The organism is Sphingopyxis sp. (assembly GCF_016463645.1).
GTDB lineage: Bacteria > Pseudomonadota > Alphaproteobacteria > Sphingomonadales > Sphingomonadaceae > Sphingopyxis.
This window is the reverse complement of the sequence record NZ_JAEMQX010000019.1, coordinates 1-12,001: the sequence shown is the minus strand read 5'-3', so window position 1 is coordinate 12,001 and position 12,001 is coordinate 1. Positions and strand designations below refer to the sequence as shown.

The window sequence follows — 12,001 nt, the reverse complement described above, 5'->3', positions numbered from 1 at the left end:
GGGAGAAGACTGACCATGGCCGAACGCCGCCTTTTCGAAGACGTCGCCGACACGATCCGGCGGCTGATTCTCGACGGAACCTTTCCGCCGGGAACCCGGCTGCCGGGCGAGCGCGAACTGTCCGAGCGGTTCGAGGTGAGCCGGGTGACGATCCGCGAAGCCGAGATCGCGTTGCAGGCCACGGGCTGGATCCACATTCGTACCGGGGCAGGTGCCTATGTCGAGGCTATCCTGCCCGGCGACAATGCGGTGCTGCCCAAGGTCAGCGCCTTCGAACTCACCGAAGCGCGTTCGCTGTTCGAGGCCGAAGCCGCGGCGCTCGCCGCGCCAACGATTTCGACCGAAACGCTGGAGAAACTCGACGCGTTGCTCGACGCGATGGCCGACGACGGCAAGAGCGAGGAAGAGATCAGTGCGATCGACCGCGAGTTCCACATGGCGATCGCCGCGGCGTCGAGCAACAAGGCGATCATCCATGTCATCGAAAGCCTGTGGCGGATGCGCATGGAATTGCCCGAGGTGCGGAGCAGCCATTCTCTCGTCTGCCGCAAGGACGGCGCCGCCCGTCAAGCCGAGCATGCCGACGTCGTCGCGGCGCTGCGCAAGCGTGATGCGACCGGCGCGCGGCTTGCGATGCGACGCCACTTCAACCGTCTGCTCGAATCGATGCTCGACGAGACAGAAGAACGCGCGATGGTCGAACTGCGCCGCCAGTCGGCCGAAAGCCGCGAGCGCTATCTGCTGAGCGCAAAACTGGCCTGATGTCCGATGCATCATCTTCCCCGGCCGCGCCGGATACGGTTGCGGCGCTGCTCGACGCGCGCCTGTCGGGGCGCGCACTGGCGGTCTTTCCGGCGCCCGTTCCCACGACGCTCGCCGAGGCTTATGCGGTACAGCAGCGCCTGACCGCAGCGCTCGGCGCGCCGGTCCTCGGGTGGAAGGTCGGGCGAATCCCGTCGGCGCTGATCGAAACACTCGGCGCCGAGCGGATTGCGGGGCCCGTGCTGCGGGTCGGCGAACTCGACGGCGGAGTGCGGGGTGAGGCGCCCGTTTTCGCGGGCGGCGCCGGTGCGATCGAGGCCGACGTGATGTTGCGCCTTGGGGCGGTCCCCGACGGTCCGGCCGGTGGCGAAGATCGCGCCGCCTGGATCGACGAAATTCGCGCGGGCTTCGAAGTTGCGAGCTCGCCGGCGCCCGACGTCCACGACCATGCGCCTTATGGCATTATCGCCGATATCGGCATCAATAACGGCCTGCTCCTCGGGCCGAAGCTGCGAATCGAGGGTTTCACGACGCTGGAGGTCGAAACGCAAATCGACGGCCTGACGGTTGGGGCGGGGCGCCCGGTCGACGTACTCGATGGTCCGTGGGGATCGCTCGATTTCCTCGTCGATCTTCATCGGCGCGGCGTCATCGAACTCAAGGCAGGGCAGTGGATCTCGGCGGGTGCGATCACCGGCGTTCATCCGATCGCCATCGGTCAGACGGCGACAGCCCGCTTCGGCACCGACGTCGATATCGCCTGCATAGCCGTCGCGGAAACCGGATTTCGGTCATGACTCCGGCCACGAGGACCATTGCCTGTTTCGGCGAGATCGTCATGCGCGTCTCGGTTCCACAGGGCGAGCTGCCGCTGCAATCGGCACGCTTCGACGCGTATGTCGGCGGCGCCGAAGCGAATGTTGCCGTTGCGCTCGCCGCACTGGGCCGCGATGCGGCGATGATCAGTGCGATTCCCGAAGGTCCGATCGGCGACGGTGTGCTCGGCGAACTTCGCCATCATGGCGTCGATGTTGCATCGGTGCTCCGTCCAGCAGGTCGCATGGGGTTCTATTATCACCTTCCCGGCGGGCCGATGCGGCAGGCCGAAGTCGTGTATGACCGCGCCGGGTCCGCCTTTGCCGAGACGGCGCCGGGCGACTGGAACTGGGACCAACTGCTGAACGGTGCCGGCTGGCTGCACGTTTCGGGCGTGACGCCCGCGCTCGGACCGAAAAGCGCCGATGCAGCGCTCGAAGCCGTCGTGCGCGCACGCGCGGCCGGCATCGGCGTGTCGTTCGACGGCAATTGGCGCGGCCGCCTCTGGGAACGCTGGCAACCCGATCCGGCGGCAATATTGAAACCGATCGTTGCACAGGCAACGCTGCTGTTCGGCAATCATCGCGACGCCGGGCTGCTGCTCGGTCGGGAGTTTTCGGGCGACGGTGAGGATCGCCGACGCGAAGCAGCGCTGGCGCTGCTCGACGCGTTTCCCTCGCTCGAATATGTCGCCTCGACCGCGCGCGAACTCATCGGGACCGATGCGCACCGGCTGACGGCGCGCATCGATACGCGCGATGCCTGCGGGGTGACCGACGCAGCCGTCATTGCGCCGGTGATCGACCGTGTCGGCACCGGCGATGCCTTTGCGGCTGGTGTGCTCGACGGATTATGGTCGGGGAAAGGTCTTGCCGCCGCCGCCGGGCACGGCCTTGCGCTCGCTGCGCTCAAACATGGCGTTCGCGGCGACTTCGCGCCCTTTTCGCGCACGGTGCTCGAAGGGGCCTCGCACATCGCGCAGGACATTTCGCGCTAACGTTTGGCTTTGGCAGTGAGTGCGCTTCGCGATTCAGACCGCAGCCTTAAGATCGCGCATCTTCGTTGGTGCCATGCCGAAACGGCGCGCAAAAGCGCGCGTGAAACTGGCGTTGCTCATATAACCGCAGTTATAGCCGATGCTCGATATCGGCAGATCGCTCTGTGCGAGAAGCTGGCGCGCGCGCTGCAGCCGCCGTTCGCTCACCGCCTCCGCGACGCTGCATTGATAAAGTTCGCGAAAGCCGCGCGTCAGCTTGGCCTTGCTGAGGCCGCAGCGCCGCGCGACGCTGCCGACGGTCAGCTTCTCCTGCCAGCGCTCGTTGACCAGTTGATGCGCCGCGGCGACGCGCGTGATGTCGCGCTCGGTGAGCGACGTCGTGCCCGCCACCTCCACCATCCGCCCGGCGGTGAGCGCCGATAAGGTCTGGCAGAGCAGCTCTTGGCTCCGCGCCGCGCGCAGCATGTCGTCGGCTTCGCCATCGCCGTCGACCGCGACCACGGCGCGGCCGATGCCGCGAAGGTCTGCGGGCAGGTACCAGCGCCCATCGGCCTTGGGCCGGTATGCGAACAGTCGATCGCATGCGGCGCGGCTGATCGCCAGCACGACCAGATGATCGTCGGCGGGGCCATCCAGATCGCCGGGAAACATCATCGAAACGGCGGGTTCGCCGATATCGCCGAAGCCGAGAATAAGGGCATCGGTCGGCAGGAACGCGGGGTCGCAAGGGCCGCGGCCGACGAAGCTCGTGAACTCCGGAGAAATGCGAATGGATAGCTTGCCCGTCATCCTGTCGTCCCAGCGATTCGCGGTAGCAGTGGCGCCAGACTGCCGTTTCCGCAAGATTCTTTAACAGTGCCCTGTGCGCCAAACTCTTTGCCGATCGTCGCGATTCTTTTCTTGCTGCTGATCTTGTTCCGCCGCGTACCTCTATGATACCGTTCTCATGCGAATCCGAAATTTTCTGTGCCGACGCGGAGGCCATAAGATCTGCGCGGTATCGACTGCCTGACCTGCCTCGTGGGCCCTTGCCCATTGGCAAACAGATACAGAAACGGAGGAATGCGATGCAGACTCCCGAAGACCATGAGCTGTCTCGGCGCGGCGTGCTGGTGGGCGGCGCGGCCTCGGTCGCGGCGGTGACGCTGGTCCCGACCGCGACGCCCGCGGGCGCGGCGTCCGCGCCGGCGGTTCCCCCGACAGCCGAGGTGGCTTTCAAAGTCAACGGCACCGCGCACAGTCTCGAACTCGACACACGGGTGTCGCTCCTCGACGCGCTGCGCGAGCATCTGCACCTGACGGGCACCAAGAAGGGCTGCGATCATGGCCAGTGCGGCGCCTGCACCGTCATCGTCGATGGGCGGCGTATCAACAGTTGCCTGGCCCTTGCGGTGATGCACGACGGCGACGAGATTACCACGATAGAAGGCCTCGGTACCCCCGACAGGATGCATGCGATGCAGGAGGCATTCGTCGTCCACGACGGCTATCAATGCGGTTATTGCACGCCGGGCCAGATCTGCTCGGCGGTCGCGGTGCTGGACGAGATCAAGGCCGGCATTCCGAGCCATGTCACCGCCGACCTGACCTTAGCACCCGCAGTCACCAATATGGAGATACGCGAGCGGATGAGCGGCAATATCTGCCGCTGCGGCGCCTATCCCAACATCGTCGCGGCGATCAGCGACGTGGCGGGGGTGAAGGCATGAAAAGCTTCACTTACGAGCGCGTCGATACGCCCGCCGCCGCCACCGCCGCCTTCGCGCGCACCAAAGGTTCGCGCTATATCGCTGGCGGCACCAACCTGCTCGACCTGATGAAGCTCGAGATCGAGACGCCCGCGCATCTGATCGACATCAGCCGCCTCGCGCTCGACAGGATTGAACCGACGTCCGGGGGCGGGCTGCGCATCGGAGCGATGGTACGCAACACTGACCTTGCGTCCGACGAACGCATCCGCCGCGATTACGGCCTCGTTTCGCGCGCGCTCGTCGCGGGCGCCTCGGGCCAGCTCCGCAACAAGGCGACGATGGGGGGCAATATCCTTCAGCGCACGCGCTGCCCCTATTTCTATGATACGAACCAGCCGTGCAACAAACGCCAGCCGGGCAGCGGCTGCGCGGCGATCGGCGGCTTCAACCGCATTCTGGCCGTGATCGGCGCCAGTGATGCATGCATCGCGACGCAACCGAGCGATGTCGGCGTGGCTCTGCGCGCGCTCGACGCCAGCGTCGAAACCGTCAATGTGACAGGCAAGACGCGGGTCATTCCCTATGCCGATTTCTACCGCGCGCCTGGCGAGACCCCGCATATCGAGACGGCGCTGGTCCCGGGCGAACTGATCACCGCGGTGACCTTGCCGAGGCCGGTCGGCGGCACGCATGTCTATCACAAGGTGCGCGACCGCGCCTCTTATGCCTTCGCGCTGATCTCGGTCGGGCTGGTTGTGCAAAGGGACGGCACGGGACGCGTCGCCTTGGGCGGAGTCGCCTACAAGCCGTGGCGCGTCGAGGCGGCCGAGGCAGACCTGCCGCGCGGCGCAAAGGCGGTCACCGCAAAGTTGCTCGCGGGGGCGAAGACGACTCACGAAAATGCCTACAAGCTGCCACTGGTCGAGCGCACGCTCGCCGGCGTGCTGGCGCAAGCGAAAGGCTGAGCCGATGAAATTCGACACGCCTGCTACCACCAATCCGATCGACCAGCTGAAGGTGGTCGGCAAACCGACGAACCGCATCGAAGGACCGCTCAAGACCACCGGAACCGCGCCCTATGCCTATGAGCATCAGGATTTCGCGGCGACGCAGGCCTATGGCTACGTCGTCGGATCGGCGATTGCCAAGGGCAAGATCGCGTCGATGAACCTCGACGAGGCAAAGGCCGCGCCCGGCGTGCTCGCGATCGTCACCGCCGCCAATGCCGGAAAGCTCGGCAAGGGCGACTTCAACAATGCGACGCTCCTTGGGGGCCCCGGCATCGAGCATTATCATCAGGCGGTCGCGCTCGTCGTCGCCGGAAGCTTCGAACAGGCGCGCGCCGCTGCCTCGCTCGTCCGCGTCGAATATACTCGCGACAAAGGCGCCTATGACCTTTCCGCGACCGTCGGTACCGCTGGCAAGGCGCCGGTGCTTTACGGCAATCAGCCCGATACGGCCGTCGGCGACTTCGCCTCCGCCTTCGCCGCCGCGCCGGTACAGCTCGACGCGCGCTATTCGACGCCTGACCATGCGCACGCGATGATGGAGCCGCACGCGTCGATCGCGTCGTGGGAGGGTGACAAGTTGACCGTCTGGACCTCGAACCAGATGATCGCCTGGTCGGCAGGCGACGTCGCCAAGACGCTCGGCCTGCCCAAGGAGAATGTCCGCCTGCTCTCGCCCTATGTCGGCGGAGGTTTCGGCGGCAAACTCTATGTCCGCGCCGACGCGATCCTCGCGGCGCTGGGCGCGAAGGCGACGAAGCGCCCGGTCAAGGTCGCGCTGCAGCGGCCGCTGATGATGAACAACACGCCGCACCGCCCGGCAACGATTCAGCGCATCCGGCTGGGCGCGACGCCCGACGGCAAGCTGACTGCGATCGGCCACGAAAGCTGGTCGGGCGACCTCAATGCCGCCAAGCCCGAAGGCGCCGTTGCGCAGACGCGCCTCCTCTATGCGGGTGCCAACCGCATGACGGCGATGCGCATCGCCGCACTCGATCTGGCCGAAGGCAACGACATGCGCGCGCCCGGCGAGGCGCCGGGTATGATGGCGCTTGAGGTTGCGATGGACGAGATGGCGGAAAAGCTCGGCCTCGATCCGGTGCAGTTCCGAATCCTGAACGACACGCAGGTCGATCCCGAAGCGCCGAGCCGGCCCTTCACCCAGCGCCAGCTCAACAAATGCCTGCAGATGGGTGCCGAGAAATTCGGTTGGAGCAAACGCGGCAAGCCGGCAAGCACGCGCGACGGCAAATGGCTCGTCGGCATGGGCGTCGCGGCGGCGTTCCGCAACAATCTCAACGCCAATTCGGCGGCGCGTGTGCGGCTTTCCAGTGCGGGGATCGTCACGGTCGAAACCGACATGACCGATATCGGCACCGGCAGCTACACGATCATTGCGCAGACCGCGGCCGAAATGATGGGCGTACCGCTCGACAACGTCGTGGTAAAGCTGGGCGATTCCTCTTTCCCCGTCTCCTCGGGCTCGGGGGGACAATGGGGCGCAAATAGCTCGACTGCAGGTGTCTATGCCGCCTGCGTCAAGCTTCGCGAGGCGGCGGCGCAGAAACTCGGACTAAATCCTGCCGATGCAGTCTTCGCCGATGGCAAAGTCAAGGTCGGGCGCCGCAGCTTCGCGCTCGGCGACGCGGCGAAGGACGGCGAACTTGTCGCCGAGGACAGGATCGAATTCGGCAAGCTCGCCGAAGAGAAGCAGCAATCGACATTCGGCGCGCATTTCGTCGAGGTCGGCGTCGACAGCGCGACGGGTGAAGTCCGCATTCGCCGGATGCTCGCGGTGTGCGCAGCGGGGCGCATCCTCAACCCGAAGGCCGCACGCAGCCAGGTCATCGGCGGAATGACGATGGGAGCGGGCGCGGCATTGATGGAGGAGCTCGCGGTCGACAAGCGGTTCGGCTTCTTCGTCAACCATGACCTCGCCGGATATGAGGTGCCGGTTCACGCCGATATCCCCTATCAGGAGGTGATCTTCCTCGACGAGACCGACCCCAACACCTCGCCGATGAAGGCGAAGGGCGTCGGGGAACTCGGCATCTGTGGCGTCGCGGCGGCGGTGGCGAACGCAGTTTATAATGCAACGGGCGCACGCGTGCGGAGCTATCCGATCACCCTCGACAAGTTCATCGACAAATTGCCGGAGATGACGTGATCGCGATGCGCTGCGATCAGGGGACGGGCAGATCGTCCGGCCGGTCGATATCTGCGAGTTCGCGCGCCCCGGCGGAGACAAGCGCCGCGTCGGCAAGCAGGGCACGGGCGCCTTGGTCGCCTTTGCGCGCCTGCAGCGCGTCGAACAGTGAGTGCGCGAACAGCGCGGGCGGCATCGGCGTGCCGTTGCGCGTCGATGCCACGACTGGCGCAGTCTCGGCGTCGAAGCGTGCGAGTAGCGCTTCCACATGGGCGGTCGTCACGAAAGGCATGTCGGCAAGGCAGACCAGCGCCGCTTCGGCCTTGTCGGCCGCGGCAATGCCGCTTGCCAGCGACTGCGACAGCCCCCGTTCGGGATGCGGGTTCGTGACGATTTCATACCCGAGAGCTGCCAGCCGCGCCGCAAGCGGGTGGTCGGCACTTTCGCAAACGGCAATATGCTGTCCAGGCGCGAGTTCGACGATCCGCCGCGCTGCGTGGAGTCCCAGCGGCTCACCGTCGAGCGGCACCATCAGCTTGTCATCGCTTCCGAACCGTTCGGATCGGCCCGCGGCAAGCAAAATGGCGGCGATGTTCCGGGCGTCGATCATGGCCGCCGATTTCAGGACAAATCGTACATGATTGCAACCACGCCGGCCGACATATTGCGCTTTGTTCTGGCCCGGAACGAGGAAGGGCAGAGGGCGGTGCTGGTCACCCTGACCGCGATCGACGGATCGTCTCCGCGCGCGATCGGCGCCCAGATGGCCGTAGCCGATGACGGTCGATATGCCGGGTCTTTTTCTGGAGGATGCATCGAGGCGGCGGTCGTGGCCGAAGCGATAGGAACGCTTGCCGACGGGCAGGCAAGGCTTGTGCGTTTCGGGGCCGGCTCGCCCTATCTGGACATACGCTTGCCTTGCGGTGGCGGCATTGATCTTTTGTTCAATCCGCACCCCGCTCCGCGTGCGATCGCCGATGCCTTGGCCGGGCACGGTCGCCGCGAGATGGCCGTCCTGCGGCTGGGAGACGGCGGTGTTCGGTCGGGCACCACAAGCGACACCAGCAGCCGGACCGGCTGGCACGACGACGGCTTCACCCTTTGCTATCCGCCGAGGCTCCGGATCGTTGCGATGGGGCAGGGCGAAGAGCTTTTGGCGCTGGCGAGGCTGGCCGCCGCCTTCGGCGCTGACGTCAGCGCGCTTTCACCCGACGATCGGGCCTTGGCTGAGCTGGGCGCGGCGGGTTTCGACACGATCCGGCTGACCACCCGGACGATGTTGCCGCCCGTCGCGACCGATGGCTGGACCGCGATCCTGTCGGTCTTTCACGATCGTGATTGGGAGGAGGAACTGTTGCCACGCGTGCTGGATCTTCCGGCCTTTTACGTCGGGGCGATCGGGAGCCGGCGAACGCAGGAACTCCGCCGCGACACATTGCGTCAGGCGGGTGTCCCGGAAGGGATGCGGCGAAAGCTTCGTACCTCGGTCGGCCTGATCCCGGCGACGCGCGACCCGGCGACGCTTGCGCTTTCGGCGCTGTCGGAGATCGTGCAGGAATATAACCGGATCGGCGAGGGGTTGGCGGATGAAGATCGCGAATCCCGTGCTTCGGCCGCGGTCGCCTAGTCGCCGCTGCGCTGGCGTAGCGCCTGATAACGGGGGTCGAGGTTGATCGCGCGCTGTTCGTCGAGGTCGGCGCGCCGCGTGTCACCCCGTTTTCACAGAATCAGGCTGCGGTTGTAATAGGCGCGCGCCGATTGCGGCGCGTGTCGAACCGCGCGGTCGAGATCGGCTATCGCCCGTTCGTCGTCGCCTTGGCGATAGGCCCGCACCGGCCAGATTGATCCCCCATATAGCGCCATCGGACGGCTTGTGCCTCATCCGCCCGGCGAATTCTATCGCCTAGTTCGGGCTTGGCCAGTAATCCTTCGCCTTCGGTCGCGCATCATTGTTCGGCAAGGCGGGTAGGGGCTTCGCCTGCAAACGGATCGCCGGCGGGGCGGCCGAAATAATAGCCTTGCGCCTGCGGACACCCTTCGTCGAGCAGCATTTGCCGCTGCTCCTCGGTTTCGACGCCCTCGGCGACGATCGGCATGTTGAAGCTCCGGCCGAGGCCGACGATCGCACGCACGATCGATCGCGCCGCCTCATCGTCCGGGATCGACGCGACGAAGCTCTTGTCGATCTTGATCTTGTCGAACGGAAAGGCCTTGAGGTTGCTCAGCGACGAATAGCCTGTCCCGAAATCGTCCATTGCTATACGTACACCGAGCGCGCGGATTTCATGCAGCGCCTTCAGCGCGTTGTGCCGGTTGCGCAGGAAAGCGGTTTCGGTGATCTCTAGCTCGAGCCGGTGCGCATCGAGCCCCGATTGCGACAGTGCGTCGCGCACGATCGCGGGCAGGTTCGGTACCTGAAACTGGATTGTCGACACATTGACGGCGACCGAAACATTCTTGGGCCACTCCGCGGCCGCCTTGCACGCCTCGCGCAATACCCATTCACCGATCGGTACGATCGCACCAATTTCCTCGGCGACCGGAATGAAGTCGTCGGGCGCGATCTCGCCGCGATGGGGATGATTCCAGCGGAGCAGTGCTTCATAACCGATCACCGAGGCAAAGGCCGTCGCGACGAGCGGCTGATACACGACATGGAGCTGATCGCGCGCGATCGCATGGCGAAGGTCGTGTTCGAGCGCGCGGCGCTCCTGCGCCAGCTCGTCCATCTCCTGATCGAAGAAAGCGGCATGGCCCCGATCGTTGTTCTTGGCGCGATAGAGGGCGGTGTCGGCGTTGCGCTGCAGCGTTTCGGCATCGGCGCCGTCCTGCGGGAACAGGGCGACGCCGATGCTGACCCCGACCGCCATCGGATCGCGCGCGACGTCCATTTCGATCGCCAGCGTCTCAAGGATACGCGCGGTCAGCCGCCGGGCGTCTTCGGGTTCCGAAATCGTCGTCTGGATGATCAGAAATTCGTCGCCGCCAACGCGGGCGACGATATCGTCGGCGCGCACCGCCGCGCGCAATATGTCGGAGATACGGCGCAGGATTTCGTCGCCGGCGCCATGGCCGAAAACATCGTTGACCGCCTTGAATCTGTCGAGGTCGAGCGCCAGCAGCGCGAACGGCTTTTTCGCGTCGATCGCCGCATCGAATGCGCGAGCGAAATGAGTGCGGTTCGACAGGTCGGTCAGTGCGTCGTGCGACGCCAGATGCTCGATCGCCCGCTGTGCGCGTTTGCGGTCGGACAGGTCGCGGATCGCGAGGACTTGGCAGCTGCGGCCGCGATATTCGATCGTCTGGGTCGCGATTTCCAGAATATGATCTTCGTCGCTGCTATGGCGGACGTGCGCTTCGACCGAATAACCGTCGGGCGGGTCGAACGCGCCGCCATCGGAGGCCACGAACCAGTCCGCCGGCGTGCTGCCGACGATCGCACCGCTGCTGACGCCGAGCAGCGAGCAAAGCCGCGCATTCACCTCGACGATGCACCCGTCATGGGTGATCGCGAGCGCCTCGAGCGTAGCGTCGGCAAGGCCGTTCGCATCGGTAAGCCAGCGGTCGACGAGCGCGCCGGTGAGTGCGAGCGCCACCAGCAGGAGATTGGCGAGGACGATCGCGGGAACGAGCCATCCGTGACTTGCCGTTCCGGAGAAGGCCTCGCCGCGCGTCGGGTCGGGGACAAGCGTGGTGGCCGACATGGCGGTAAAATGCAGGGCGATGATCGCGAGCACCGCAAAGGTGGCGGGGATGGCGATCCGCTTCCAGCCGGGCATCTTCGCAAAGGATAGAAAGGCGGCAAAGAAGCACAATCCCGAAAGCGCCAGCGAGACGGCGATCGGGGCGAGGTCATAGGTGACGCGGGCCGGGGCGATGATCGACGCCATGCCCGTGAAGTGCATCGCCGCGACTCCGGTCGCGGCGATGGTGCCGGCGATCGCGCTACGCCGCATATCGGGCGCCTTGCCGAGCAGACGGAAGCTGCACCAGAAAAAGCCGATTGCGATGGTAACCGACAATATGGTCAGCCCGATGTCGAACTGGATCGGCATCGATCCGCGATACGCCAGCATCGCGACGAAATGTGTCGCCCAAACACCGATCCCCTCGGCAATCGCGGCGATGACCAGCCAGTGTCGGCGCCGGACCTCGACGCAGTGCGTCGACCGGCTCAAAACGGTAAACAGGCAGATATTGCCGAGGATACAGACAAGCGCGGCAAGCAGCACAAATCGCAGGTCGTGCTGATAGACCATGCATTCGAGGACACGGAACATAAAGCTCTCCCCTTGGTCCCCACCGGCCTTTTGCCCTGCAATCCTAAATATTGCCTTAGCCTGACGAGGTCGGGGGTAGCAATCTCCGCTCGCAGCGTCGCCAGCCTTGCCCGACCCGTTTTTGTGCGATATACTTAGTATTCTAAGTAAGGTGAGATGGGCGATGAAGATGCGAGGCGCGAACCGAAGGCCGATGCGGGATAGGGCCGACAGACGGATGCGGCGGAAGGTATGACCTCTCTTCTTCCTGTTTTTTTGGCGCGTGTATTGGGTGTTGGCGAGTTGTCTGGTCTGGTTCGCTT

The 12,001-nt window shown here is 65.2% G+C and carries 10 protein-coding genes; 7 read left to right on the top strand and 3 right to left on the bottom strand.

Features of this window, described 5'->3' with window-relative positions; translation table 11 throughout:
- The first annotated feature begins 15 nt into the window (after positions 1 to 15).
- From JHC57_RS06625 to JHC57_RS06615, 3 genes are read left to right on the top strand one after another with little or no spacing between them, the layout of a single operon-like run.
- Positions 16 to 762, top strand: a complete 747-nt coding sequence (locus JHC57_RS06625) for an FCD domain-containing protein (RefSeq protein ID WP_294029217.1) — start codon at positions 16 to 18, stop codon at positions 760 to 762.
- The gene (locus tag JHC57_RS06620) at positions 762 to 1,559 is read left to right on the top strand and encodes a 2-keto-4-pentenoate hydratase (RefSeq protein ID WP_294029216.1); all 798 of its coding nucleotides are present in this window, start codon (positions 762 to 764) and stop codon (positions 1,557 to 1,559) included. The genes JHC57_RS06625 and JHC57_RS06620 overlap by 1 nt, the downstream gene beginning before the upstream one ends.
- Positions 1,556 to 2,575: a sugar kinase gene (locus JHC57_RS06615; protein ID WP_294029215.1), complete on the top strand. Its 1,020-nt coding sequence runs from the start codon at positions 1,556 to 1,558 to the stop codon at positions 2,573 to 2,575. Before JHC57_RS06620 ends, JHC57_RS06615 begins: the two co-directional genes overlap by 4 nt.
- A gap of 33 nt (positions 2,576 to 2,608) precedes the next feature.
- Here JHC57_RS06615 and JHC57_RS06610 read toward each other — a convergent pair whose 3' ends face one another.
- Positions 2,609 to 3,364 carry an AraC family transcriptional regulator gene (locus JHC57_RS06610; protein WP_294029214.1) on the bottom strand — a complete coding sequence of 252 codons (756 nt, stop codon included), beginning with the start codon at positions 3,362 to 3,364 and terminating at the stop codon, positions 2,609 to 2,611.
- Positions 3,365 to 3,642: 278 nt separating this feature from the next.
- On the opposite strand from JHC57_RS06610, the gene paoA reads away from it, so the two are divergent.
- The 3 genes from paoA to paoC are packed head-to-tail and all read left to right on the top strand — an operon-like array spanning position 3,643 to position 7,440.
- The gene (gene paoA, locus JHC57_RS06605) at positions 3,643 to 4,284 is read left to right on the top strand and encodes an aldehyde dehydrogenase iron-sulfur subunit PaoA (protein WP_294029213.1); all 642 of its coding nucleotides are present in this window, start codon (positions 3,643 to 3,645) and stop codon (positions 4,282 to 4,284) included.
- Positions 4,281 to 5,231: a xanthine dehydrogenase family protein subunit M gene (locus JHC57_RS06600; RefSeq protein WP_294029212.1), complete on the top strand. Its 951-nt coding sequence runs from the start codon at positions 4,281 to 4,283 to the stop codon at positions 5,229 to 5,231. The genes paoA and JHC57_RS06600 overlap by 4 nt, the downstream gene beginning before the upstream one ends.
- Positions 5,232 to 5,235: 4 nt before the next feature.
- Positions 5,236 to 7,440, top strand: a complete 2,205-nt coding sequence (gene paoC / locus JHC57_RS06595) for an aldehyde oxidoreductase molybdenum-binding subunit PaoC (RefSeq protein ID WP_294029211.1) — start codon at positions 5,236 to 5,238, stop codon at positions 7,438 to 7,440.
- A 16-nt stretch (positions 7,441 to 7,456) separates the two neighbouring features.
- Here the strand turns inward: paoC and JHC57_RS06590 are convergent, their stop codons facing one another.
- Positions 7,457 to 8,029, bottom strand: coding sequence for a nucleotidyltransferase family protein (locus tag JHC57_RS06590; protein WP_294029210.1), 573 nt, complete (start codon positions 8,027 to 8,029; stop codon positions 7,457 to 7,459).
- Between the two features lie 27 nt (positions 8,030 to 8,056).
- Between JHC57_RS06590 and JHC57_RS06585 the strand changes: the two genes are divergently transcribed.
- A complete protein-coding gene (locus JHC57_RS06585) occupies positions 8,057 to 9,046 on the top strand; it encodes an XdhC family protein (protein ID WP_294029209.1) in 990 nt (329 codons plus the stop codon).
- Positions 9,047 to 9,365: 319 nt separating this feature from the next.
- Here JHC57_RS06585 and JHC57_RS06580 read toward each other — a convergent pair whose 3' ends face one another.
- On the bottom strand, positions 9,366 to 11,699 hold the full coding sequence (locus tag JHC57_RS06580) for an EAL domain-containing protein (RefSeq protein WP_294029208.1): 2,334 nt from the start codon (positions 11,697 to 11,699) through the stop codon (positions 9,366 to 9,368).
- Positions 11,700 to 12,001: the final 302 nt, after the last annotated feature.